General features: G+C 41.9%; 22 protein-coding genes and 2 pseudogenes. 12 read left to right on the top strand and 12 right to left on the bottom strand.

Annotated features, from left to right (window positions below; genetic code table 11):
• Positions 1–248: 248 nt before the first annotated feature.
• Both NSTCB13_RS25045 and NSTCB13_RS25040 read left to right on the top strand, forming a co-directional pair.
• Positions 249–1,802, top strand: coding sequence for a GAF domain-containing sensor histidine kinase (locus NSTCB13_RS25045; protein WP_448274216.1), 1,554 nt, complete (start codon positions 249–251; stop codon positions 1,800–1,802).
• A gap of 331 nt (positions 1,803–2,133) precedes the next feature.
• A complete protein-coding gene (locus NSTCB13_RS25040) occupies positions 2,134–3,552 on the top strand; it encodes an IctB family putative bicarbonate transporter (RefSeq protein WP_445630260.1) in 1,419 nt (472 codons plus the stop codon).
• A gap of 77 nt (positions 3,553–3,629) precedes the next feature.
• On the opposite strand, the gene NSTCB13_RS25035 is transcribed toward NSTCB13_RS25040, so the two are convergent.
• Both NSTCB13_RS25035 and smpB read right to left on the bottom strand, forming a co-directional pair.
• On the bottom strand, positions 3,630–3,908 hold the full coding sequence (locus NSTCB13_RS25035; RefSeq protein WP_445630261.1) for a WGxxGxxG family protein: 279 nt from the start codon (positions 3,906–3,908) through the stop codon (positions 3,630–3,632).
• Between the two features lie 181 nt (positions 3,909–4,089).
• Positions 4,090–4,557: an SsrA-binding protein SmpB gene (gene smpB, locus NSTCB13_RS25030; RefSeq protein ID WP_094349892.1), complete on the bottom strand. Its 468-nt coding sequence runs from the start codon at positions 4,555–4,557 to the stop codon at positions 4,090–4,092.
• A 619-nt stretch (positions 4,558–5,176) separates the two neighbouring features.
• On the opposite strand from smpB, the gene NSTCB13_RS25025 reads away from it, so the two are divergent.
• The gene (locus NSTCB13_RS25025; protein WP_445630262.1) at positions 5,177–5,860 is read left to right on the top strand and encodes a response regulator transcription factor; all 684 of its coding nucleotides are present in this window, start codon (positions 5,177–5,179) and stop codon (positions 5,858–5,860) included.
• A 62-nt stretch (positions 5,861–5,922) separates the two neighbouring features.
• On the opposite strand, the gene NSTCB13_RS25020 is transcribed toward NSTCB13_RS25025, so the two are convergent.
• The 4 genes from NSTCB13_RS25020 to murC all read right to left on the bottom strand — a co-directional run bounded on the left by NSTCB13_RS25020 (position 5,923) and on the right by murC (position 9,601).
• A complete protein-coding gene (locus tag NSTCB13_RS25020; RefSeq protein ID WP_445630263.1) occupies positions 5,923–6,402 on the bottom strand; it encodes a low molecular weight protein-tyrosine-phosphatase in 480 nt (159 codons plus the stop codon).
• Positions 6,403–6,471: 69 nt separating this feature from the next.
• On the bottom strand, positions 6,472–6,819 hold the full coding sequence (locus tag NSTCB13_RS25015) for a YbaB/EbfC family nucleoid-associated protein (protein ID WP_322673862.1): 348 nt from the start codon (positions 6,817–6,819) through the stop codon (positions 6,472–6,474).
• 193 nt (positions 6,820–7,012) lie between these two features.
• Positions 7,013–8,014, bottom strand: a complete 1,002-nt coding sequence (murB, locus tag NSTCB13_RS25010; RefSeq protein ID WP_448274145.1) for a UDP-N-acetylmuramate dehydrogenase — start codon at positions 8,012–8,014, stop codon at positions 7,013–7,015.
• Positions 8,015–8,137: 123 nt separating this feature from the next.
• Positions 8,138–9,601: a UDP-N-acetylmuramate--L-alanine ligase gene (murC, locus tag NSTCB13_RS25005; RefSeq protein ID WP_448274144.1), complete on the bottom strand. Its 1,464-nt coding sequence runs from the start codon at positions 9,599–9,601 to the stop codon at positions 8,138–8,140.
• Positions 9,602–10,004: 403 nt separating this feature from the next.
• Here murC and nadD point away from each other — a divergent pair, with 403 nt between their 5' ends.
• Both nadD and NSTCB13_RS24995 read left to right on the top strand, forming a co-directional pair.
• A complete protein-coding gene (gene nadD / locus NSTCB13_RS25000; RefSeq protein ID WP_448274143.1) occupies positions 10,005–10,655 on the top strand; it encodes a nicotinate (nicotinamide) nucleotide adenylyltransferase in 651 nt (216 codons plus the stop codon).
• 117 nt (positions 10,656–10,772) lie between these two features.
• The gene (locus tag NSTCB13_RS24995; RefSeq protein WP_322681363.1) at positions 10,773–11,786 is read left to right on the top strand and encodes a type I glyceraldehyde-3-phosphate dehydrogenase; all 1,014 of its coding nucleotides are present in this window, start codon (positions 10,773–10,775) and stop codon (positions 11,784–11,786) included.
• Between the two features lie 92 nt (positions 11,787–11,878).
• On the opposite strand, the gene thiL is transcribed toward NSTCB13_RS24995, so the two are convergent.
• A complete protein-coding gene (thiL, locus tag NSTCB13_RS24990; RefSeq protein WP_448274142.1) occupies positions 11,879–12,922 on the bottom strand; it encodes a thiamine-phosphate kinase in 1,044 nt (347 codons plus the stop codon).
• 89 nt (positions 12,923–13,011) lie between these two features.
• On the opposite strand from thiL, the gene NSTCB13_RS24985 reads away from it, so the two are divergent.
• The gene (locus tag NSTCB13_RS24985; RefSeq protein ID WP_448274141.1) at positions 13,012–13,599 is read left to right on the top strand and encodes a Uma2 family endonuclease; all 588 of its coding nucleotides are present in this window, start codon (positions 13,012–13,014) and stop codon (positions 13,597–13,599) included.
• 44 nt (positions 13,600–13,643) lie between these two features.
• On the opposite strand, the gene NSTCB13_RS24980 is transcribed toward NSTCB13_RS24985, so the two are convergent.
• Positions 13,644–14,750 (bottom strand): peptidylprolyl isomerase, encoded by a 1,107-nt coding sequence (locus tag NSTCB13_RS24980; protein WP_448274140.1) that lies wholly within the window; start codon positions 14,748–14,750, stop codon positions 13,644–13,646.
• Between the two features lie 358 nt (positions 14,751–15,108).
• On the opposite strand from NSTCB13_RS24980, the gene efp reads away from it, so the two are divergent.
• From efp to NSTCB13_RS24965, 3 genes and pseudogenes are all read left to right on the top strand, one after another.
• The gene (gene efp, locus NSTCB13_RS24975; RefSeq protein ID WP_448268177.1) at positions 15,109–15,666 is read left to right on the top strand and encodes an elongation factor P; all 558 of its coding nucleotides are present in this window, start codon (positions 15,109–15,111) and stop codon (positions 15,664–15,666) included.
• A 108-nt stretch (positions 15,667–15,774) separates the two neighbouring features.
• Positions 15,775–16,333, top strand: a pseudogene (gene accB / locus NSTCB13_RS24970) (acetyl-CoA carboxylase biotin carboxyl carrier protein).
• Positions 16,334–16,395: 62 nt separating this feature from the next.
• A complete protein-coding gene (locus NSTCB13_RS24965) occupies positions 16,396–16,743 on the top strand; it encodes an ArsR/SmtB family transcription factor (protein WP_094349905.1) in 348 nt (115 codons plus the stop codon).
• Positions 16,744–16,814: 71 nt separating this feature from the next.
• On the opposite strand, the gene NSTCB13_RS24960 is transcribed toward NSTCB13_RS24965, so the two are convergent.
• Together NSTCB13_RS24960 and NSTCB13_RS24955 are read right to left on the bottom strand one after the other, a co-directional pair.
• Positions 16,815–17,426, bottom strand: coding sequence for a GerMN domain-containing protein (locus tag NSTCB13_RS24960; protein ID WP_445630271.1), 612 nt, complete (start codon positions 17,424–17,426; stop codon positions 16,815–16,817).
• 562 nt (positions 17,427–17,988) lie between these two features.
• Positions 17,989–19,797, bottom strand: a complete 1,809-nt coding sequence (locus NSTCB13_RS24955) for a proline--tRNA ligase (RefSeq protein ID WP_448274139.1) — start codon at positions 19,795–19,797, stop codon at positions 17,989–17,991.
• 174 nt (positions 19,798–19,971) lie between these two features.
• Here NSTCB13_RS24955 and NSTCB13_RS24950 point away from each other — a divergent pair, with 174 nt between their 5' ends.
• From NSTCB13_RS24950 to NSTCB13_RS24940, 3 genes and pseudogenes are all read left to right on the top strand, one after another.
• Complete coding sequence (locus tag NSTCB13_RS24950) at positions 19,972–20,541, top strand: Uma2 family endonuclease (RefSeq protein WP_445630273.1); 570 nt, start codon at positions 19,972–19,974, stop codon at positions 20,539–20,541.
• A gap of 271 nt (positions 20,542–20,812) precedes the next feature.
• Positions 20,813–22,196: pseudogene (locus NSTCB13_RS24945) on the top strand (1-acyl-sn-glycerol-3-phosphate acyltransferase).
• A 497-nt stretch (positions 22,197–22,693) separates the two neighbouring features.
• Entirely contained in the window at positions 22,694–23,623 is a 930-nt protein-coding gene (locus tag NSTCB13_RS24940; protein WP_448268171.1) for an XDD3 family exosortase-dependent surface protein, read from the top strand.
• Between the two features lie 336 nt (positions 23,624–23,959).
• Here NSTCB13_RS24940 and NSTCB13_RS24935 read toward each other — a convergent pair whose 3' ends face one another.
• Together NSTCB13_RS24935 and NSTCB13_RS24930 are read right to left on the bottom strand one after the other, a co-directional pair.
• Positions 23,960–25,153 carry a PD-(D/E)XK nuclease family protein gene (locus NSTCB13_RS24935; RefSeq protein ID WP_448268170.1) on the bottom strand — a complete coding sequence of 398 codons (1,194 nt, stop codon included), beginning with the start codon at positions 25,151–25,153 and terminating at the stop codon, positions 23,960–23,962.
• A 258-nt stretch (positions 25,154–25,411) separates the two neighbouring features.
• Positions 25,412–25,954 (bottom strand): (2Fe-2S) ferredoxin domain-containing protein, encoded by a 543-nt coding sequence (locus tag NSTCB13_RS24930; RefSeq protein WP_448274138.1) that lies wholly within the window; start codon positions 25,952–25,954, stop codon positions 25,412–25,414.
• Between the last annotated feature and the right edge of the window lie 56 nt (positions 25,955–26,010).

Here is a 26,010-nt window from a genome sequence, read left to right as displayed (position 1 = left end):
TAACGCAGTCTGATTGCAAAATCCCAAGCAATAAAGACTACATCAGTGCTAAATAAAGAACATTCAGCACCAGTAACTAGTAACTAGCAGACACCACATCTTGGCTTAGTGCAAGGGAGAAAAAATTTTTGCCCTAAATTTGTTTGTCAGAGGCAAAATTAGGGAATGCTTAAAAATAGCAATTGATAACCTAGAAATAGGACTTGGATCAATTACACGATAGAGAAATTATTAAGGTAGCAGTGGCAATGATAGAGCCTGAAAACAAATTATTTGCCCTAAAGGATGGTTGGGATTCTCATGAATCAAGAGAACAGCAACGCCTCAAAGCTTTGTCCGATTTAGGTTTGCGGCAACCAGAAACGATTCCGGTTTTTGAAGAAGCCACACAGACTGCTGCCCGCTTTTTGGAAGCGCCAATTTCCATATTGGGATTTGTGGATCAAGAACGCCACTGGTTCAAGTCGGCGGTGGGCTTATCTAGGCTGGGATTAATGAATCATTTAGCACAAAGCCGCCAACTACCACGCCGGGAATCATTTTGTACTCAAGTAGTAGAGACTTTCCAATACATTAAAATAAATGATACGCATAAACTTACCGACCCAATACTTGTTAGCAGTAAGTTGGTGCAAGATTATGGTATTCGTGCTTACTTAGGAGCGCCACTGATTGATGCTGAGGGACATTGTTTAGGTGCATTGGCGGTGATGGATTTAGTCCCGCGCAATTTTACACCCCAAGACATTGAGTTTTTACAAATCATCGCTCGTTGGAGCATGAGTGAATTTGAACGTAATAGACTCCTGCAAGGCAAACTCGAATCAACCCCTGCCAAGAACGTTCCGATATTTTCACTGAATGAGGAACGTAACACTGAGATTAAAATCACTGCATCCACTCAAGATAACGACTCTGTTTCTACTAAGCAACTGAAGCTAGAACTTTTGAGTCAGCTAACTCAGGAATTACGCACGCCCTTAACATCTGTACTCGGTATGGCTAGTGTTTTAGGACGTGAGATTTATGGGCCTTTGACGACTAAGCAGAGAGAATATTTAGAAATTATCCAACACAGTGGTCGGTACTTACTTTCCCTAGTAAACGAAATTACCGAACTAGGAGCGATGGATGAAAACTCAACTGTACTAAATCTAGCTCCCGTGGATATTGAAATGCTATGCCAACAAGCTATCAATACCCTAGAAGAAGTAGCTAATCGCCGCGAGCAAGATATTCGCCTGTCTATAGAACCGGGACGCAATCGCATTTGGCCTTTAGATAAAGACAAGGTGCGGCAAATGCTTTATCATCTGGTTTTCAGTGTGATTCAACTTTCGGCTACAGGTAGCATTGTTCGCATTCATGTTTCTTATAAAGAAGATACGCTCAACATTACTATTTGGGTTTCTCATCCCTGGTTAGGGGATGGCATAACAGAGGTCGATCCTTACTTCCGTCTCAATTCTTTGTCGCTGCTGGAGCTTACAGGTGAGGTCGCAACTTACAATACTCATACAGAAAGACAAGAACAACTAGATACTTCATCAGTAGCAGTGGAAAATTCCAAAAACTTGAGTGATTCTCACTCAAATTTCTTGGCTACTAGTTCAGGTATAAATTTAGCTAAATCACATGGAAGTCTTTCTCGTGAAAGCTTAGGTCTATTACTAAGCTGTCAACTGGCAGAATTACATGGTGGACATATTTTGATTCAAGGTTCACCAGAATCAGGATATCGTTATGTGCTTTCTTTACCACTGCAACTAGCGACTTCCTCGCAAGCAATTAGCGATGCCTAATTGTGGGGATTGGGGAAGGTGGGGTCCCAAGAAGGGGATAAGGGGTAATGGAGATTGGGAAAGACGTATTTTCTATCTAGATTTGATTAATTCTCTGTGTGCTTCTACGCTTACCTATGCCTTTAAATTTCAACCCTCAATTAGCCACTATTTTACATCAAGCTGTACTAAGTATATGAAGTAACTATTCTTAACTTCCTATTGGCTGATGGCTAGGAATAAGAGCGCCATCACGCGATGGGCAATTTCTGTTATTACCTTTTTATAGCTATAGGCATTATGATCGATTCCAAGTTCTGCGTCGGCAGGCTAATCGATCGCAATGTTTTTTATGAATTTAGTCTGGCAACGATTTACTCTATCAACTTTACCGCTCAAAGAATATCTTGCTACCAGTTATGTACACCGCTCTCTGGTGGGATTGCTAAGTTCTTGGCGGCAAACTAGCGTCTTGCTTCAATGGGGAGATGCGATCGCAGCGGCTTTACTCAGCTTAATATATGCTCTAGCACCTTTTGCTTCGAGTACATTGGTAGGCTTTTTGCTGGTGGCTTGTGTCGGATTTTGGCTGTTGTTGACTATATCTGATGAAGTAACACCAGCAAATGTCTCGTCAGTCACTCCCATTCACTTACTGGTATTGCTCTATTGGGGAGTTGCCGCAGTCGCAACAGCATTATCACCAGTGAAAAAGGCGGCACTTAACGACTTGGGAACCTTGACCTTGTATTTGCTACTATTTGTCCTTTGTGCCAGGGTATTAAGGTCGCCTCGCCTCCGTTCTTGGATTATCATCCTTTATCTGCACGTATCGTTAATTGTTAGTGTATACGGGTTGCGGCAATGGTTTTTTGGAGCCACAGCACTGGCGACTTGGGTCGATCCTGAATCTCCTATGTCTAAGACTACAAGAGTCTACAGTTATTTAGGCAATCCCAACTTATTGGCTGGATACCTCTTACCAGCAGTAATTTTTAGCTTAGTGGCAATTTTTGCATGGCAAAGCTGGCCTAAAAAAGCTCTTGCATTAACTATGCTAATTGTCAATAGTTCCTGCCTGATTCTGACTTTTAGTCGTGGCGGTTGGATTGGACTAGTGGTGGCAGTTTTGGCTGTGATGACATTGCTAGTTTATTGGAAAAGTGTGGAAATGCCTCGTTTTTGGCGTACTTGGTCAATACCGATTATTTTAGGAGGTTTGATCGGCGTATTGGTGCTAGCAGTGATATTTGTAGAGCCAGTGCGACTGCGAGTGTTTAGTATTTTTGCCGACCGTAAAGATAGCAGTAATAATTTTCGCCGAAATGTGTGGGATGCTGTTTTTGAAATGATTCGCGATCGCCCGATTTTCGGCATTGGGCCTGGTCACAACTCTTTTAATAAAGTTTATCCCCTTTACCAACGCCCTCGTTACACTGCTTTGAGCGCCTATTCGATATTGTTTGAAGTGACTGTAGAAACTGGCTTTGTTGGTTTAGCCTGCTTTCTCTGGCTACTAATTGTCACATTTAATACCGCATTTTTACAAGTGCAACGATTGCGACAAATCAGAAGTGTAGAAGGATTTTGGTTAATCGGAGCGATCGCTACTTTGTTGGGTATGCTAGCTCACGGCACCGTAGATACTGTCTGGTATCGTCCTGAAGTCAATACCCTCTGGTGGCTGATCGTTGCCTTAATTGCCAGCTACTGGACACCTTTAGCTCAAAACCAGACAAATACAACTAACTCAGATCCAGCAACAAACTAATATAAATAAGTCGTCAGTTGTTTTCTTACCGAACAACTGACAACTTTTGAATTTTGCATAAATAAATTTTGAATTGTCTAGTCTCTGTAGGTAGTGGCACTTGGAGCATTAGGGTCGCGATAAGCTACAGATTCGCGATCGTTCTTTTTACCAGCCAACCCGCCTAGACCGAATAAACCAAGCAATCCTAACCAACCCCAATCAAAATCGTTGCGGTTGTTAGTAGTCGTTGTTGGAGCAGTAGTGGTTCCAGTGTCATTAGTTGTTTGAGCTTGTGCAGATAGAGTTAAAGGTAAAACTCCCATACTCAAGGTGAGAATGCCAGCGCTAACAGCGGTAATGAAATTACTTTTCATAAGTTGTAAAAGTTCCTGATGCTATCCGAAGTCACTCACCACTGTATCGATTCTCAACTTTAACAAAATCAATCTGTGGCTATAAACTAAACATTTTCATAACTCACGCTGTAGACATACGACATAGCTTTTACAGCAATACGTTTCTCACTCTTTGTGGTAGTTTAGCAACACTGAATCCTCAATAACTTTTCATTGCCCGTTGAATGTCACGTTGGTCTTGGCGTCGTTTCAGGTCTTCTCGTTTATCGTGGAGCTTTTTACCTTTGCCAAGAGCTATACTGACTTTTAACCAGCCTCGTTTGAGATACATTTTCAAGGGGATTAAAGTTAAACCTTGCTGTTCAACTTTGCCAATTAGCTTACGGAGTTCTTGACGATGCAATAGAAGTTTACGTGTACGCCGTGGTTCATGATTAAAATATTGTCCACTAGCGTTGTAAGGCGAGATATGCACATTGATCAACCATGCTTCGCCATTGCGAAGCAAAGCATAGCCATCTTGGAGATTGACTTTACCCGCACGAATCGACTTCACCTCTGTTCCTGTCAACTCAATTCCAGCTTCGTAAGTTTCTAGAATTTCATACAAATAACGGGCTTGACGGTTGTCGCAAATAACTTTGTAACCTTCGTTCTTGTCGCTCATTGATAATTTTGTGTGCTTTAAATGTACCTAAAAAATTATTTGGATTGGCTTGTGAATTATACGGTGTATCTTAGAACCGCTATAAATGGTGAACTGTATATCACTAATTTAGCTTTTCTAAGTTCACAATTAAGGTTTTCTGACAATTTTAAGTTAGCTGATACCGATTACCTCTAAGATTTCATAAAACAAGTTGCTTGAGCAACTTGTCTCACCAAGCCAGATTTTGTGCAGTTTCACAAATAGGACTTACACATCAAGTAAAGGCAATACCTTGTGGTAAGCCGCTTATCTAGGAAAAACTCCGTACAGAAAATCAAGATTTTCACTTTCTTTTTGCATAAGTCCTGACAAAGAATTGGTATGACACTAATGATGATGAGTTGTTACAAATTACAAAGCTCTCTATGCCTCCTTAGCACAGGGAGTCTAAGGTGGTTACACTTCGTTAACCTTTCTAATGATTTAAGATTTTCTTTATAAATAAACCCTGAGAGCACTCATTAGCTGATAATCCTGTCATAGTATGAAACATAAGAACACTATTATTGTCTGTGTTCATTAACGGAGTACATAAAAGCAAATTTCTGAGTAAAAAAATGCTAGGGGTGTATTATCCATGCCCTTGACGATCCTTGTAGTGGATGATGATTTGGGCACTCGTCTGTCTGTTAGCGACTATCTTGAACTGTCTGGCTACTCAGTGATCGTGGCTAATGACGGTCAAGAGGCTTTGTTTATGGTGGATGAGTATCATCCTGATTTGATTGTCACGGATATTGTTATGCCACGGATGAATGGCTATGAACTGGTGCGCCGGGTGCGTCAACAACCAGTGTTTCGTTTATTGCCTGTAATTTTATTAACGGCACGCATTAAGACCCAAGAAAGAATTCTAGGCTACCAGTCAGGGTGCGATTTATATTTACCCAAGCCTTTTGAACTGGAAGAGTTAGCAGCAGCAATCCGCAATCTTTTGGAGCGATCGCAAATTATCCAATCAGAATATCGTTTTTCTCATAAAGATAGTTTGGGCATTTCCGGTTTGACAAAAGCGGGAGATGCCCATAATTCTCTGTCCACTCAAATTCAGAAATCCCATCTGCACTCATCCCTAACTCACAGAGAACAGGAAGTCTTAGAGTTATTGACTCATGGGCTTTCTAATGCCGAAATGGGTCATCAGCTACACCTGAGTCCTCGAACTGTGGAAAAGTACGTTAGCAGTTTATTAAGAAAAACCTCAACCAGCAACCGCGCGGAATTAGTGCGTTATGCGATGAAGCATGGTTTAGTAGAATAAAAGTTAGGAGAAGAGACGCGATTAATCGCGTCTGTACAGGAGCAAGGAATAAAACTCCTAACTCATAACTCTTCCCTTTTAACTTTTGTCAGCAGACCTTCACAAGCATCGATCAGTAAATCAATAACCTGATTAAATCCCTCTTGACCACCATAATAGGGATCTGGAACTTCCTTTAGAGTGTGTCGAGAGCAAAACTCGCACATCAAACGCACTTTATGCTGATATTGCTTAGTTCGATCGAGAGTGAGGATGTTCTCATAATTTTCTCGATCCATAGCCAAAATCAAATCAAAGTCTTGAAAGTCTGACTTTTCAAACTGGCGTGCTCGACCACGCAGTTTAATTCCCAACTTAGTAGCAGCCGCCGCACTCATGCGTCTGTCAGGTGGACTACCAACGTGATAGCTAGATGTACCAGCAGAGTCACAGAGGATATGTTCGCTCAAGCCAGCCTGCTCAATTAGATGATTCATGATATTTTCTGCCGATGGCGATCGGCAGATGTTACCTAAGCAGACAAACAGCAACTTGTAAGGCATAGATATAATTTGTCAATAGTCAATAGTCATTTGTCCTTTGTCCAATGACTAATGACTAATGACCAATGATTAAAATCCAGGTAACTCCAACCCACTGGTTAATTCTTCCATGCGTTCTCGCATTGTTGCTGTGGACTTGTTGTAGGCTTCTTTCATTGCCACTGTTACAAGATCGGAAAGTACTTCTGCACCTTCTGCTAAAGCATCTGGAGAAATTTCTACCCGCTTGGGTTCTTGGTTCCCACTGACAATCACCCTTACAAGACCACCGCCAGATTCTCCTTGAATCTCCATTTGCTCCAATTCTTCTTGGAGTCGCTTTGCGCCTTCTTGAACTTGCTGCGCTTTCTTAAAAGCTTCGGCTAATTCTTTCATTTTTCCTAAGCCAAAGCCGAATCCCTGTCCTTTTCCTGTCATAATTATTTGTACGCGTATGCGTTGAATAACAAATCAAATTCAATTATAGATGCGGTAAGTAATTTGACTCTTTTTTTACCAATAATTAATGCGTCATTGAGTGGGGAGTATGGAATAGGGAGTAGGGAGTAGGACATTGGTTATTAATTCTTCTCCCTCATCTTCCAATTCCCCATTCCCCATTCCCCATTTTTTATCCACAAGCACCTTGAAACTCTCCGAGCATTTTAACTTCTGGCTCTAAATTAATAGACCAACGTTCTTGTACTTGATGTTGGATGTGACGAATGAGACAAAAGATATCACTAGCTTTTGCTCCACCACGATTAACGATAAAATTAGCATGTAGTAGTGCTACTTGTGCGCCACCAATTTGGTAGCCTTTGAGACCAGTTTGTTCAATTAACCAGCCAGCACTGTAAGGTTTGGGATTGCGAAACACACTGCCACAACTGGGGAAGTTGTATGGTTGAGTGCTTAACCGATGCTTTTTGTGTTCTTTGGTAATTGCCACAACTTTTGCTGGGTCTGCACCTGGCGCGAGTTGTAAGGTGGCTTGGGTGACTATGCGATCGCCACCTTGCAATAATGAAGTCCGGTAGCTATAACCTAATTGTTCCGGGGTAAGGGTTTCCAGCGTACCATCGGGTGAAAGTACCTCGGCACTAACTAACATATCTGCGATACAGCTATTATGTGCCCCTGCATTCATTACCACTGCACCTCCGGCTGTTCCAGGGATACCAACAGCCCACTCCAATCCTTGCCACCCTAACTCTGCTGCGGCCCATGCCAAACTAGGAATTGATTCTCCGGCAGCAACGGTTAATTGACCGGTTTGAGGGTCAAAGTTGCTGAAGCGGAGATGACGAGTAGCAATGACTAAGCCTGATATACCACCATCACTCACCAGCAAGTTAGAACCTGCTCCCAGTGTTGTCACCTTTAGATCGCGTTCTTTAGCGTATTTAAGACTTGCTTGCAGTGCTTCTAAGTTTCGGGGGGCAACGTATAAATCAGCGGCTCCTCCAACTCTATAGGAAGTAAACGCTGACAAAGAAGCCTGGGACTTGATCGCACAATCAGTATTGGGTAAGTAGATTACTTCACTCTCCACCGAATTTGTTATTTGGGGTTTCTTTGTATTCAAAGCAGAAACTGTGCAGACGTTTCCAGCTGCCTGGGAAATGGTCATCTTTACTTTATTTTGGTAAAATTTTTACATTAATTTACCGTAAATATACGGTAACAAAATTCACAAATGAACCGTTGCCAGAGGAGCGCTTTGCTCAGAAATAAAACTTCGCAAAGTCTCGACTTAAGATGTGGCTTTAGCCGGCTCACAAAGTGTCGTAATTATTTCAGGAATCACCTGGTTCAAGTTTCCAGCCCCTAAAAACAGTGCCAAGTCTCCTGGGCGTAGTGTTTGTAGTAAGTACTCACACACTGCGGGTAAAGTTGGTTGATAAACTACAGGAGAATGCTGTTTAGCAATTTCCGCCGTTAGACGTTCACCACTAATTTGCCCTAAATTAGGTTCGCCTGCACTGTAAATATCAGTCAACACCACCAAATCAGCGTGGGTAAATGACTCGGCAAATTCATCTAAAAAGGTCAGTGTACGACTATAGCGATGGGGTTGAAAGATGGCAACCACTCTTTGCCCTGGTCTTGCCTGTAAACGTGCTGCGGCGAGAGTAACGCGAATTTCGCTAGGATGATGAGCATAGTCATCAATGAAGGTAATGCCATTGACTTCACCTCGAAACTCAAAGCGTCGTCTTGCTCCTTCAAAGGTGGCGATACCTTTGGCAATTGCTCCAAATTCTAAACCCAAAGCGCGACCAACAGCCACTGCGGCTAAAGCATTGCTGAGATTATGCCGACTGAGCAACCTCAATGTCAACACGCCCAAAGCTTTGCCTTTTTCCCAAACCAAAGCCGTGGTACCATCAGCACGATAATCAATATTGGTGACGGTGTAATCAGCGTCGGTATCTGAGTGTAAGCTGTAGGTAATTGTGGGTTGCAAGCGATCGCGCACTGTCGCACAGTCAATGCTACCTATTAAAGTTTTACAACCCTTAGCAAATGTCTGGAAGGTGTCAATAACTTCTTCTAATGTATCGTAGTGGTCAGGATGATCGAGTTCAATATTGGTGATGATACCAATTTCGGGAGCGTGTTTTACTAAAGAACCATCCGATTCATCTGCTTCGGCTACCAAATATTGGCTGTGTCCCAATCGAGCATTACCGGACCATGCATTGACTTCGCCACCGACTAAAATTGTTGGATCTAGGCCTGCTTCCAGAAGCATATAGCCAATCATACTACTAGTTGTAGTTTTGCCGTGTGTTCCTGCCACTGCAATACTGTAGTAATCCGCAATTAAAGCTGCTAGGACATCTGAACGATGAAAAACTGGACAACCTAATTCCAGCGCTGCTTTGTATTCTAAATTATTAGTGTTAATTGCTGTTGAACAAATGACTTGAGGCAATTTTGACTTAGTAGCAGTAGGTAATTCTTCTGGTGAATTTAATACTACTGGATTAGCTAATACCTGAGGATGAAAGAATTCGAGATTGCTTGCCTCTTGTTTACTAAAAATATGAGCACCGATAGATTCCAACTTGTGCGTAATGTGGTTAGGACGAAGATCCGAACCTGATACTGGAAATTGACGCTTTGCAAGAACGTATGCCAGAGCAGACATACCTATGCCACCGATACCAATGAAATGAAATGGTCTACCACTAAAATCTACAGAATTAGTCATTTATTGCTCCTTTTACACCACACCACACCATAATCACAAATGACACGCGTATCATAACAGGAATTTGATTTTTACCGTAACTACTCCTGTATCATGTTCATGTTTGATGCCCAAATGATGTTTCTGCTCTGGCTTTCCTGGTTGAGAATGATTTTACCTTGGTTGGAGGTTTTTGCTATTTCTGAACTGTTCTTAAGATTATTCTGAAAATTTTGGCTGCATCGGGAAAGAAATTCTTGTAATGTCAAATACATATTTTTGGCTACCTTACTGGAATTGGCTACATAATACATTGTTTAGTGAAACTAATTTGAAATTGCATCAAGTTTAGGCGTGAATTGAGTACAATAGTACATTGGTAATGAAACTATTTTTCAATTGCATATAACCCAGGTTTATCTGGATGCAGCAACTAGCAATTTTTGGTGGCACATTCGATCCAATTCATTGGGGACACCTGCTCGTAGCCGAGACAGCTTTGCATCAAGTATCCCTTGAAAAAGTAATTTGGGTGCCATCCTTAAACCCTCCTCACAAAGAAGCAGCATTGTTTGAGCATCGCGTGCAAATGCTGCAATTAGCCATCAAAGATAACCCAGCATTTACTGTCTCACTAGTGGAGACTAATCGCTCTGGAACTTCTTATGCCATTAACACCCTGATTGACTTATCTGCTTGTTACTCCAATACTCATTGGTACTGGATTGTGGGCTTGGATACTTTCCAAAGCTTACCCAGTTGGTACCGGGGACACGAATTAGCACAAATGTGTAATTGGTTAATCGCACCCCGACAGCTAGGTGGTGAGACTATAACTCAAAGCAAATTAATCTGCAAGCAAGTCGAGCAACAACTCAGGGAGCAGTCTTTGATCGTTCACTGGCAACTCTTGAATATACCAATAGTCGGAGTTTCGTCAAGTCTAATTCGCAAATTTTGCCGCGATAACTTCGTCAACGCCAAGGGCGAACGCCAGTCAATTCGTTATTTAGTCCCGGAATCGGTCAGATCATATATCACTAACAACAATCTCTACTCTTACAAATCTGAATAAATTATGTGTTTTTTTATTGATCTAACACTTTATGGTTAAAAGTGCCCCCCCCCTTTGCGATATGATTGGGGTCAACGATATCAACATAATAAGCATAAATACAGAGGGCAAGACACTGTGATTAGAGTTGCAATCAACGGTTTCGGGCGGATTGGACGTAACTTTGCGCGTTGCTGGGTGGGTAGAGAGAATAGTCGGATCGATCTTGTCGCGATTAATGACACTTCAGACCCTAGAACCAATGCTCACCTGCTAAAGTATGACTCCATGCTAGGCAAGATCAAAGATGCTGAGATTAGTGCTGACGATAACTCGATCATCGTCAACGGTAAGACCATCAAATGCGTATCCGATCGCAACCCAGAAAACTTGCCCTGGAAAGATTGGGGAATTGACCTAATTATCGAAGCAACCGGGGTATTTACTAGCAAAGAAGGAGCGCTCAAGCACGTAAATGCTGGAGCCAAGAAAGTTCTGATTACCGCTCCTGGTAAAAACGAGGATGGTACTTTTGTGGTTGGTGTGAATCATCATGACTATGACCACAACAAACACCACATTATCAGTAACGCTAGCTGTACTACCAACTGCTTGGCACCAATCGCCAAGGTGTTGAACGATAAGTTCGGCATCATCAAAGGTACGATGACCACCACCCACAGCTATACAGGCGATCAGCGCTTGCTAGACGCTTCTCACCGGGATTTGCGACGGGCAAGGGCCGCAGCGATAAACATTGTACCTACTTCTACTGGTGCAGCAAAAGCAGTGGCACTGGTTATCCCAGACCTCAAAGGCAAGCTAAATGGCGTTGCCTTGCGCGTACCAACCCCGAACGTCTCAATGGTAGATTTCGTAGTTCAGGTTGAGAAGCGTACTATTACTGAAGAAGTTAACCAAGCTCTCAAGGATGCTGCCGAAGGCCCACTTAAAGGGATTTTGGACTACAGCGAACTAGAACTAGTATCTTCTGATTATCAAGGTACTGACGCTTCTTCGATTGTCGATTCCAGCTTGACTTTGGTTATGGGCAGTGACCTAGTAAAAGTTATGGCATGGTATGACAACGAGTGGGGTTACAGCCAGCGAGTCTTGGATTTGGCAGAGTTGGTAGCCGAAAAGTGGCAATAATTAATTTGTCATTAGTCATTAGTCATTAGTCATTAGTCATTGGTCATTGGTTTTTCACAAATGACAAAAGACAAAGGACAAATGACAAAGGATTATTGACTAAAATGTTGAAATCCCTGGCTAAGACTTAGAACTTGGTCGGGGAATTTTTGTTGCTCGTCGTGTAATATTACTGTCGAGCCGGCTGTAATCCTGCCTGCGATCGCAGCACCTTCTCCAAGGTGTTGCACTAAGGCTGATGCCAATTCTTGTGGTAAGCACAGCACTAATTCAAAGTCTTCGCCACCGTATAGAGCATATTCCAGCGCTTGCTCTGGTGTCAGCCAATGGTTAAAAGTTTTTGGTAGGGGAATTTGTCTGTGTTCTAAGACAGCACCAACGCCACTCGCGCGGCAAATTTGAATAATCGCATCTGCTAAACCATCGCTGCTATCCATCCCAGCAATGGGAAGTCGGGAGTTAAGAGTTAGGAGTTGGGAGTTAGGAGTTAAGATTTTCCAGAGGATTGGTAAGACATCTAATCGTGGTTGTGGACGTTGATGTGCGCGGATTAGAGCCGTGCGTTCTGCATCTTTGAGGTTTTGTCCTAATTCGGGATGTAAGAGCAGTTCTAAGCCAGCCTGGGAGGCTCCATGAACGCCTGTAACGACGATCGCATCACCTACAACAGCAGCAGAACGGCGGATAATTTGACTAGGGTTAACTTGACCAAAAGCGGTAATTGCCAGAGTAGTAACAGGCGATCGCACCACATCACCCCCAACAATTGGGGTATTGTATTTTTGCAAGCATTCCGTCATTCCCTGGTACAAGCGTTCTACCCAACTCACCTTAAGTTTACTGGGTAGTCCCAACCCGACAGTGATTCCCAATGGGGAAGCACCCATTGCGGCTAAATCTGATAAATTGGCAGCAACAGCTCGCCAACCAGCATCTTCTGGGGAAGTGGTGATGTTGCTAAAATGTACGCCATCAACCAGTACATCTGTAGTCACTACCAAAGATTGCCCTGATGCAGTTTCAAGTACTGCGGCATCATCGCCGATAATTTCTGGTGGGCAGAAACGCTGTAATCTTTCTAAAAGACCTTGTTCGCCAATGTCTTTTACTTGTTGAGAAGATAACTCACTGTTCACAATCGGTTTTCCGTGTTGCAAAATTACGAAGAAAACTGATGATTTACTTTACTGTTTAAGATAAGGGTATTGTCTAGGAGTCAGTTGGAATGGTCACAACACCAGTAACCAGCATCACATTTGAGGAGTATTTAACCTATGATGATAGCAACGGTTTCCATTATGAACTGGTGGATGGCAAGCTAGAGCTAATGAATCCACCTACGATTGAACATTTTCTGATTGTCGATTTTTTGGATACTGCCTTGAAAGCAGAAATTAAACGTTGTAACTCTACTTGGCTGACTTTTCGAGAAAGTGGCGTGAGAACGGGTAGAAATAAATCTAGGTTGACTGATTTGTGTCTAGTGACACTGGAACAAGCTAGAGAATTGTTGAATGCTTCAGCAGTATTTGAGTCACCACCGTTACTAATTGTCGAGATGGTCAGTCCAGAGTCGATGAAACGAGACTATCGTTATAAACGGTCGGAATATGCTGCTTTAGAGGTTCCTGAATATTGGATTGTAGACCCACTGGCAACAAAAGTTTCAGTGTTACTACTGGAAGATGGATTTTACGAAGAAACAGTTTTTACTGATACCCAGCAAATTATATCGCGGACTTTTCCAGAAATGGCGATCGCAGTCGATCGGATATTCACCGCTGGAAATCTGAATCAGGGGAGACGCGATTAATCGCGTCTGTACAAGATTATTTTCCCCTGCTCCCTTGCCCTATCTTATGCAGCTTGCGGCTGAACCAAATTTTCTATTCCTTGAACCACGGTTGCCGATTCAATTTTGTCACCAGCCTTCAGTTTATCCAAAACTTCTTTACCTTCGGTGAGATAGCCAAAAACGGCATAACGACCATCCAATAGATTGCGTCCGGCGGGGGTGAGTTCTGGTTCAAACAAAAAGAAGAAAAATTGTGATGAACCACCATTTACTTCACTTTCGGGACGAGCCATCACTACTGCACCAAACGCAGAAAAAGGTAGAACTGGCATATCAACGTAACGACCAGCTTCTTCTAGAGTAATGCCATAAGTAGGTGCTTTATCTCCTTGAACTAAGATTTCTAAGGGAATAGCGCGATATTTGCCCGTTTTTGGGTCAATGAAACCCACATCTTTACCAGCAGGATCTCCAGTTTGCAAAAAGTAAGATTCTTCAGAACGGGTAAATTCTAAGTCATTATAAAAACCCCTCTGCACCAAATCTACAAAATTACCAGCAGTCACAGGAGCGCTGTAACCATCTACGACAAGGGACAAATCACCTTTGTTAGTTTTGATTTCTATAGTGGCACGACCTTTAAGTTGCGGCAGATTACTGTACTCAGCAGGCACTTCAAAGGGAAATTGTTTCACCATTGACTCTTCTAGCTGAGTAACAAGATTCAAAAGTTTGCTTCTCTCTTGCAGAATTTGTTCTTTATCTTTGCTGTTCGCCAATTCTTGTAATTTACTCACCCCAGATTTCAACTCGGTAATCCAAGCTTCAGCTTGGGGTTGGCGTTCTTCAGGAACGCTTGTTAAGATTTGGGAAGGTTTATCGAGAATGCGGGATGCTTGGCTGATGTCTTTGGAAATAGCACCCCAACGCCGATTCGCCCGCAGTTGGGCAGAGATGTCCTCTAAGCTGCCTTGTAGTTGCCGCACAGATTTGTTATCTATCGGGAGTGCATACCGCAACAAAGCCTTTCCGTCGGTAATTGCATTGCCGGCTGGCAGTGCGGCGCTACTGGAGGGAGTCCACCCAGCTGTAGTTATGCCTAAAAATATTGTTATCAGCAGTATTGCCATTAGGCTGTTCTTCAGCCAGGATTTTAATAAGTTAAGCATGGGATAACTCAAATGCAGCAGTGAATTGTTGACTGGACGTAACCCATAAATAATCTTCCCACAGTATGAGTGCTGAGTGCTGAGTACTGAGTGCTGAGTGCTGAGTGCTGAGTGAAAATAAATGCAAGTGGATGGGGGGAGTGAGGGAGTGAGTGAGCGAGGTGACAAGGAAATAAACAAAACTCCTAACTCCTAACTCAGCACGGGCTAAACGCCCCGCTGACGCTAACAGCACGGGCTAAACCCCCCGCTATCGCTAACAGCACTCATAATGCCCAATGCCCCGTGACTAAATAGCTAATTACTCCGCTTGAAGGGTACAATAAATGCCGATTGTCTTCCAAAATTTGAAAGTTTCATGATCTCCAGTAACGACTTTCGACCCGGTGTTTCAATTGTATTGGATGGGTCTGTATGGCGAGTGCTTGAATTCTTGCACGTCAAACCAGGCAAAGGTTCTGCCTTTGTACGAACTAAGCTAAAAAATGTCCAGAGTGGGAACGTTATGGAAAAAACGTTCCGCGCAGGGGAAACAGTGCCGCAAGCCACTCTAGAAAAAAGCACGATGCAGCATACCTATAAAGAAGGCGATGAGTTTGTCTTTATGGATATGGAAACCTACGAAGAAGGCAGATTGACTCGCGAACAAATTGGCGATCGCGTCAAGTACCTGAAGGAAGGTATGGAAGCCGAAGTGATTAAGTGGGGCGACCAAGTTCTGGGAGTAGAGTTACCTAAGTCTGTGGTTCTAGAAATTGTCCAAACAGATCCAGGTTTAAAAGGTGATACCGCTACAGGTGGCTCAAAACCAGCAACTCTAGAAACTGGTGCAGTTGTGATGGTTCCTTTGTTTATTTCTCAAGGAGAACGCATCAAGGTTGATACTCAGGAAGACAAATATATCAGCAGGGAATAACTTTCATCTCTACAAAGATGCAAGTCCCGATTTAAATCCCTACATAGGGATTAATTCCCTGCCACACTTAAGATGCTCATTTACGGATAGGTCGAGGTAATAAAAACTGTGCCATTGGACTTTAATGAAATCCGCCAACTTTTGGCAACTATCGCACAAACAGATATTGCAGAAGTCACGCTCAAAAGCGATGATTTTGAGCTAACAGTCCGTAAGGCTGTGAGCATTAGCAATCAGATGTTGTCGGTAGGGTCAAGGGACTTTAGGCGGTGTGGTAGGTTCAGGCTTGACATCAGGTTCATCTGGGGGAAACCAGATGAGCGGAAGTCAGGTAACGGAGATGTCCACATCTCGTGTATTTGAGAATACTGGAACTAGCACACAAATGCAGTTATCAGTAAATTCTCCCTCAACCATTGACCAGAGATTAGTAGAAGTGCCTTCCCCAATGGTAGGAACGTTTTATCGCGCTCCTGCGCCTGGGGAAGCGGCATTTGTGGAAGTGGGCGATCGCGTCCGCAAGGGTCAAACAGTCTGTATCATTGAAGCCATGAAGCTGATGAATGAAATCGAAGCCGAAGTCTCTGGACAGGTGATGGAAATTCTCCTCCAAAATGGCGACGCTGTAGAATATGGTCAACCTTTGATGCGAATTAACCCTGATTAAGTATTAATGTATATATGACATGAGTCATTGTTAAAACTTTCAGTCCTTGTGGGTCAACCCTGATGAAACAAACGTTGCCTTTACCACCAGAAGTGGTGCAACAAGTAGCTGAATACTTCAGCCTATTAAGTGAGCCAATGCGCCTACGGCTGCTACACTTATTACGGGATGAAGAAAAATGCGTGCAAGAGTTGGTAGAGGCAACACAGACTTCTCAGGCAAATGTGTCAAAGCACCTGAAGGTAATGTGGCAAGCAGGTATCCTTAGCCGCCGCAGTGAAGGAACTTGCGCCTATTACCGGGTGGAAGATCAAATGATTTTTGAGTTGTGTAATCGGGTTTGCGATCGCCTCGCCACAAGGTTGGAGCAGCAAGCCCGTAATTTTCGCGTATTAAATAGCAAACGTTAGGTCTTTTGTCCTTTGTCATTTGTCAGTTGTCATTTGTAAAAAACTTATGACCAATGACTAATGACTAATGACTAAAGCGGATAATCTTTTTGAAACTGTTCGCGAGTGAGTGGTTGTTGTAACTCTAGACCCTCACCGCCTAAAACATCCAACGGTTTGCCGTTTACGTCAATGTACACTTTGGCTTTGGGATTTAAAGTTGTTGCAGTGTAAACAACTTGTCCCACGCGGCCCATCATTGAAGTGCTACCACCACCGCTAGTAAAATCTTCAGATAAATTAACGCGAACTTCATCTTTTTCCGCCTTCAGCCCCAATAGCTTGGTTCCTTTGGGTATGGTTGTAGAATCTGTTCCTTCTGTTGGGCCTGCTAACAAACTTTGGAAAGCTGCTTCTAAAGCCTGGTTGGGTAGTACAGAAGCTACTTTAACAGGCTGGGGAACCAAAGCAACATTTTTGTCTTTTGGTCTTAGCCAATAAACGTTGGGGGTTTGCTCATTAGCTGGCTGCCTAGTTGATGGCTGTGCTGGCTGTTCAATTCGGCTAGAAGGGTTTGACGGTGTGGGAGGATTGTTGGATTGTGTGGTAAACCAAGCTACACCGCCACCCACCGCTACAACCGCTGCTGATACAGCTGCAATTACGCCTGAAGAAATACGATTAGATCCTTGTTGGTCTTTCATGTTCAAAACCTTCCTAACTGAGGGCTGATATGGTAGTTATGTGAGGAGCAGCCTGGTTAAAGACGATACTTATAAGTAGAGAGTTTCCCACAATCTAGAGGCGGCTTAAATGCTTCTTAATTCTGTAAGCCCCTAATTCAATTTTAGAATTTTTATTTCTAATCCGTCACCTACCAAATTATGTAAATTTTTGAGAATCGAGAGTGAAAAGTTAAGAGTTAGGAGTTAGGAGTTAGGAGTTAAGTAAGTCGGCGAGAAAAAACCTAACTAGGTTACGAAATGTAAATATACCTAAAACCCTTACAAATGAATAAGGACAAATACTTCGACTACGCTCAGTACAAGTGACAAATGACAACCCTCTCCTGAAGGAGACGCTGCGCGAACACTGGTTATCTTTATTTGCATCTATCTACTTAGAAGTTGGGGACAAAAGGACAAGGGGATAAACAAAACTCCTAACCTAGCCCTATAACTCTTAACTCTTGTACAGACGCGATTAATCGCGTCTCTACTCTTAACTCAGCACGGGCTAAACGCCCCGCTGACGCTAACAGCACTCCTAATGCCCTATTGCTTCTGTAATCCAACCTTTGAGTGTTGTTGTCACTTCATCAATGGCAATTTCTTGAGATTTACGGGTGGCTCTTTCTACAACTTCAACTTTGCCATTAGCGATCGCCCGCCCGGTTACAATTCTATAAGGTATGCCAATTAAATCAGCATCTTTAAATTTCACTCCCGCCCGTTCGTCGCGGTCATCCAGTAGGGTTTCAATTCCGGCTTGATTGAGTTCTGTGTAAAGTTTTTGAGCGATTTCGATTTGTTGAGTATCTTTAATGTTAGGGATTGTGACGATCGCGTGATAAGGTGCGATCGCAACTGGCCAAATAATCCCATCTTTATCGTAAGATTGCTCGACGGCAGCTTGGGCTAATCGTGACACACCGACACCAAAACAACCCATCACTAGCGGCTTTTCTTCACCCTGTTCGTTGGTATAAGTTGCACCCATCGCTTGAGAGTATTTCGTACCTAATTGGAAGATATGACCTGCTTCAACTCCACGGGCGCTTTGTAGGATTTGTTCTGGATTATGAATGGCGCGATCGCCTGGTCTTGACTTACGAATATCTACTACTCTCTCTGGTAACTTAAATTGCTCATCCCAATTAGCACCAACTACGTGATAACCAGCTTCATTTGCGCCTGTAATAAAGTTTTTTAAATCAACTGCTGTTCGATCCACCAAGCGCAAAAACTTGGGATGGATCTGTTTATTAGCAGTAATATACTCATCTGCGATATCTGGCGCAATGTAGCCTAAAGGCAGAGATTTAGTTGTCCATGCTTGCTGGGCTTCTACATTTGGTACATTCAAACTAATAATCGTTTTAGCGCCATATTCAGAAGCTAATTTAGTCAGTTCATTTTGCAATTTGACCTCATTAACTTCCTGATCGCCTCGAATGCTTACCAGAACTAACACCGTTACACCATTATCATAAACTGTCTGATAAAGGACATTTTTCACCAATTGAGTCGCAGAACAGTTGAGGAGTTGACACACCTTTTCAATCGTTTCTGTTCCAGGTGTATCGCGTTTCTCATAGGTTGTAAACCGTGAGGTTTCGGCGTCAATTGGTAAAGAAACAGCCTTTTCTACATTAGCTGCGTATTTACCATCCTCAGTGTAGAGAACTTCATCTTCGCCAGCTTCCGCCAAAATCATAAATTCTGTAGAACCAGAACCACCAATTGCACCAGAATCAGCTTCCACTGCCCGAAAAGCTAAACCAGAACGCCGCAGGATATTGCTGTAGGCTTTATACATATCCTGGTAAGTTTCTTTCAGGCTAGCTTCATCGGTATGGAAAGAATAGGCGTCCTTCATGATAAACTCTCGTCCGCGCATTAAACCAAAGCGGGGACGAATTTCATCGCGGAATTTGGTTTGAATTTGGTAGAGATTTAGTGGTAGCTGGCGATAAGAGCGAATCATATCACGAGCGATCGCTGTAATTACTTCCTCATGAGTTGGGCCTAATCCTAATTGTTGCTCGCGGCGGTCAATTAAGGAAAACATAATCCCCTCAGCTTTGGTATAAGTGTCCCAGCGTCCCGATTCCTTCCATAAATCAGCAGGTTGTAATTGTGGTAGGAGACATTCTTGTGCGCCTGTAGCGTTCATTTCTTCCCGCACAATTTGGGAAACTTTTTGCAGTACCCGCCACATTAGAGGCAAATAAGCATAGATACCACTACCGATGCGACGAATGTAACCTGCACGGAGTAATAATTTATGACTGGGAATCTCAGCATCAGCCGGATCGTCCCGCAGTGTAACAAATAACATTTGTGAAAGTCGCATCGTTTATTCCCTTTCCAGAATCTCTAATTTCTTTATAAACCAACTGGCGATTAGAAATCGCGCGTCAGAAAAGCATCTTAGTTTTTGAACTTGCGTGGTGTGCGGTCGGCATCTTACAGCCATTAAGATATCGCATGATATAATCTTTGCAACTATTTAATCTAGGTCTAGGTTATGAGTCCTTTGACATTAAAACTAGACACCGTTCACTTGAGTGACGAACAATTTTATCACTTATGTCAAAATAACCGCGAATTGAAATTTGAACGCACTGCCAAGGGAGAATTAATCATCATGTCCCCCGTTGGAGGTGAAAGCGGCAATCGAGAAGCAGATTTAATTATCGATCTAGGAATCTGGAATCGGCAAACTGGCCTCGGTTACACTTTCAGTTCTTCTACTATATTCAAATTACCTAATGGTGCTGACCGTTCCCCAGATGCCGCTTGGGTTCAACGAGAACGTTGGCAAGCACTTACACCCGAACAAAGACGCAAATTTCCCCCCATTGCACCCGATTTTGTGATTGAATTAAGGTCAGCAACAGATGATTTGGAAATGTTGCGTTCCAAAATGCAAGAATATATAGATGCAGGGGTGCAATTGGCATGGTTAATTAACCCTCAACAGCAGCAAGTAGAAATTTATCGCCAAAAACAAGATACGAAAGTGCAAAATTTACCCACACAATTATCGGGTGAAGATGTATTGCCAGGATTTAGTTTGAGTCTTTCTTGTTATTAAGTTTGCAAGTGCTGCTAAATCTCCACATCTGCCAACACTTTCCATTGCAGCAGAAAATACTTTATAAGTCTGCGTAAGTACGCTTCATTAAAATAATCTGCGTAGACTAAGAAGGTATCCTAGTTTTCTAAGCTGAGTAATGTGCCAAGCACAGCACAATAGGCCAGTTTTACTTTGACTTCATTACTCAGGGCATATTACAGCCGTTAGGATATCTTAAAAAAATAACCATCAGGCGATTATAATCAGGGCATCTTTAGGAGAAACTACTTTGGCAGATGTAATTTATCAAGCACAGGCACCCTTAGAATTTATTCCTCCCGCGTTTAACCCTTTATTGCTAAGAGTTGTCCATCTATTACTACCCAGTTGGATAAACTGGCAAACACCTATTAGCCAAATTGAAGCAGATAACGTAGAGGTTCTAGTGGATCTTTATCGCCAGTGTCAGGAGGGTAAAATCCGTTTTATACTGGCATTTCGCCATCCCAAAACAGACGATCCGTTTTGTTTAGGTTACTTGCTATCTCAAATCGTACCAAAGACAGCGCGATCGCAAGGTACAAAACTACAATATCCCATTCACGCTCATTTTATCTACGATCGCGGTATTCCTCTCTGGGCAGGTTCTTACGTTGGCTGGATTGCTTCTCGTTTAGGTGGGACTCCGATTCAGCGAGGTAAGGCTGACTGGGACGGGGTTACGTTCGGCGCGTGACTTGTTCGCCAATGGCAAATTCCCAATGGCGGCTGCGCCAGAGGGTGCAACCAATGGTTTATCGGAGAATATTAGCCCCCTAGAACCTGGTATCGCCCAATTAGGCTTTTGGTGTGCTGAAGATTTGCAAAAAGCTGGAAGCGACCAACAGGTTTTAATTGTACCAGTTGGGATTAAATATAGTTACGTTGATGCTCCTTGGGATGCGATCGCTAATCTTTTAAGTGAATTGGAAGCGGCTAGTGGTTTACCTGTGAATCCAGCAGAAAATACTTCTATAGAGTCGCTTTATCCCCGGTTATTGACTTTGGCAGAACATTTACTTTTACTCATGGAGGAATTTTACACCCGGTTTTATCATCAAAAACTGCCAGATCCCAAGATTGTCAACGGGCAAATTCCTGATAGAAATGAAGCATTAGCAGTTCGTTTACAAGCTTTATTGAATGCAGCATTGCTCATCTCAGAACAGTATTTTAATTTGCAGTCAAAAGGTAGTTTGAGTGACCGTTGCCGACGAGTCGAACAAGCAGGTTGGAATTATATATTTAGAGAAGAATTTAAAGATGTCAAAGGAGTATCTGCGGTTGAAAGAGCTTTAGGCGATCGCATTGCTGAAGAAGCGAATGCGCGGATGTGGCATATGCGTTTAGTAGAAAGTTTTGTGGCTGTTTCTGGTAATTATATTCGTGAAAATCCAACAGCAGAAAGATTTGCTGAGACGACTTTAATTTTATGGCAAATGATTGCTAAAATCAAAGGCAACAAAACTGTGGAGCGTCCGCAATTAGGTAAGCAAAAAGTAAAAATAACTGTGGGTGAACCCATATCTATTTCTGAGCGTTACCCGGTATATAAGGAAAATCGGTTGGGTGCTAGACAAGCTGTTGCTGATATAACGAACGATTTGCAACACGCGTTGGAAGGTTTGATTTGATTAGAAAGGTTGCATTTTTTGCTAGAACCAGAATAAAGGTGTCAGTCGTCAGGAGGCTTATTCATTTCGACCCCTGTCTCCTGACTTCCTTAAATAGCAAGTTGCAATGTAAATGCCCAAGTGTTCATCCAAATCGGATATTACTTTCTAAAGTAGATCGCGCGTTTAGATGCTTTGTACGGAGATGCTGGCGGGATATGGTTTATTAAGCTTACACAAACCCAAAAGTTTTTTAAAACTATCTAATTCAATGGGTGCAGATAATCGTAGGCTACTAGACCTACTTGGCTTTGCTGCTATTTCACTTTAATACAATTGGGTTAGATAAAGGCAATTGTAACTAAATATGTCATTCTTTATTTGAGTTTTATAAAATTAACGTTAAGTTATCCAAATTATATTTTCCGAAAAATCACGCTTTTATATTTTTGTAATTCCAATTACAAATAGAGGAGTCCAAAAAATTGTGATTCTCTAAATCAATCAATTTATAAATAATGAAAACTCAAAACTTATTCAATTTACTGAAGGTTGGTATTGCTACTTTTGGAATCTTCTTTGTGGCTGGTCAAGGAGCCTATGCCTCAGACTTAAAGGGAACAGCATTTAGCATCTCTTTGGAGTGTCTGAACGACACTACCGGTCTTTTGATGGGTAAAAACTCCACTGATGCTAACGGGTGGCAGTATGCATTTGATTCAAACAAAGATGGGATGAACGGGAATTACTGGGTTGGTGCCGCGCCAGGGAAAGTAAATCCCTACGATATCTCTGGTATGGCTATCAAAGAAACTGCTACCAGCGTCATTGTGGCAATCAATGGCAATATGAAGTTAACAGGAGAGGCTGAACAGGGTGCTGCTGGTGGTCAGATTGGATATGGTGATTTGTTCTTCAATATGGCCGGTAAGACCTTTGGCAATGCTATGAGCAGCGGAGATTTGTTTGGTATTCATTTCGCTTCAGCGAATGCTTCAGGGGTACAACAACTAGGTGTTTATAGTAATGTTCAGGCAAAGACAGTTACTAATATCAAAGAAGGCTACACCATTGCTACATATGGTGGTTTAGCAGGAGGAGGGAATTCTTACGAAAGTCAGGTAAAACAAGGTGGTGGTATTGTCGGTTATGGTGATTTGACCAATAGTTACTTTACCAATAACGGCAAGGACAATACATTTAATCTCAATGTCATCAACTCTGGAAATTATCTGAGTGGAATCTCGTTTTTAGCGCAGGGTAATATAACCCAGCAGTTGCTAACCACTGGCTATGATGCCAGCAAATTTAATGGCACACAAACCATTGCATTTGAATTCAAGAAATCTTCTATTGTCCAATCGACTCCTGAGCCTGCTAGTCTCGCTGGTTTAGGAATCGTCGGTCTGGCTTTGGCTGGTACCAAGCTACGCAAGAAATTAGCGTAGCAATTGGGTAGGGACTATTCGCAATAGGGCTTGATTTCTCTTCAGTGATTATGGACAAGATAAAAGACTACTTTATCTCGTAATAAATGATAGCTGGAGTCATGAAATTTTGGATACAGCTTAAGCGAAAAGTATCCCAAGCTGTATAGATTTCCTCACTAAAGATTAAATAGGTAAACTTCAATGTCCTTACTTTTTAGCAAGGACATTTTTTTTATAAGATAATTATCAAATACAAAACTACTCAGGCAATTCTTTAAAGAATCTCGGTAACGCTTATGACATTTTTCAAACACAAGCAGACAAGCTGCTAGTTCTTCTGCAAGCTCTCGCTGATTAAACTTCACCGATAGAAGATGATAAAATATATGGGTCTTCTTTATCAGTTTCTGTAGTTGCTTCTATACTTACACCCTTCCAAGGAAAATCAAAATATTGTTCCTGAACCGTTTTTAATTCCTTTATTGACTCTTGGAAAAATGATTTAATAGCAGATACGTGGTTTTCTTCAGATAAAAAATCTTGTAAGCTTTTTCGATAATAAATACCTGACCATGCTGGCAAAACTTTTAAATTGCTAGGAGTCCATAAATTGGGTTTATCGTTAATTATTTTTTGCATAGATTCAATAATTTTTGGGCGTTGTCCAAATCTATGAGAAACCTGCAAAAATATACCTAAATATGGATAATCAGTTAAATTATTTGGATTTAAATTGAAGTATCCAAGACCACACCATAAGTCCCATGTTGAGGGAGAAAAGTGGGTGTAGATAATATATCTCTCGTCCCATTTCCATTGAGTCCTACTTGCTGCGCCTTTGATAACACCTCCAAAAGCTAGCTTGAATTCCTGCTGTACTTCTTCACTGAGAGTTGATTCCATAAGAAGGAGAGTTTTGTTGTAATTCACCATTGTCAATAAGTCAACTGATGAAAATTGATTAGTGTGAGACATTCTGTTATTCCTCATAAAAATTAGTATTTCTTGAGCTAAGATATCAGACGCGCGGTCTTTCAAGAAGCTATAAAACTGATACCACCTCAGTTGGAAGAAATTTATCTTGGGTGATAACTCAAGGCAATACTCTTTGATTGCTGGTTTTGGAGCATAATCATATTCCTTGATTTCTTCTTTTGGATCATAATCACGGGTGATGTAAATTAAAATTCGATGTCTGACATTTGGTAAATTACTCAAAATATCAGCATATTTTTTTAATGCATTGTTGCTATCACGAGAACCAATTTTTGATTCAATAAATATTACATCTGTATTTAAACCAGTTGATAGTTCAACTACAATGTCCAATCTACTATCTTCAGTATGGGTTTCAAGTCCTTGGTGTTCTTGTTGGGTTGAAATCTTGATGCTGGAATAATTATCATCACTAATGATTGAGTGATGCTTTAGCCAATCAATTAAAATATCCTTATTCAAGGATAAAAAATAAGCAACAATCTCAGTAAAAAAATCTTCACGCGGTTTGTTTCCTGAATGCAGATTGAGTAAATTTGTGAACAAAGACATTTATTTCTAAGTACTTAAGGTAATTGCAGAAAATTTATACAAAATAATCTAAGGTTGTAGTCCTGCTAGAACAAGTTGAACAAGACTACTGGAAAGTTTTATAAGTTATGTTTATATTCGGTGTTACTAACGTTGCAGCAGTTATAACTTAGCCGATCGCAGTTTGACAAGGGTGCTATACTATACCAACAAAAATAGGGGTAAAAATTTTACCCCTACAAATTTATGTATTATCTTAAGAATAACTAGAGAAGATTATTACTCTGTTAAGTGACTTTCTAGCAAAGTTGCGATCGCTTCTGGATGAATATTCTTGTATTTCTTTTTACCAAGCTGTAAAACACAGTTGGGAGCGCTACCACAGCATTTTTGGCAACTAGTATGTTCAATGCTAACTTTGTCTAGCAAACCGCGATCGCACAAAGTTTTTTCTAATTCTGATAATAAACCTTTACCACCACGTTTCAAGCAACCGCCCTTTTGACATACCATAATCCTCGCTTTGGGTTGAGGTGGTAAATCTTGCTTTGGACACGCATCAATTGGTATCACCTTATAGGCTTTAATTTTAATTTTACTTGTGCGCGAGTCTATCTTACTATGACCACAAACGCGAATTTTCTGACCAGGAACTAAGGATGAACTTAGTAACCGCCGCAACTCTTTAGGCAGTTTAATTTCCACATCTCCAGATGGAACTGCCAATTGCAAGTATTTATATTTTCCTGGTTCACCGCCAACAAAACCTAGTAACTGTCCCTCAAGGTTCAATTCTGATAACGTCAAATATTTGTTACCCATGATTGATAAAAAGTTAGGAGTGGGGAGTTAGGAGTGAGGAGTTAGAAGTGAGGAGT

This window comes from Nostoc sp. DSM 114160 (assembly GCF_053470305.1).
Note: the sequence above shows the minus strand (reverse complement) of the source record. Positions and strands in the feature narration are given on the sequence as shown.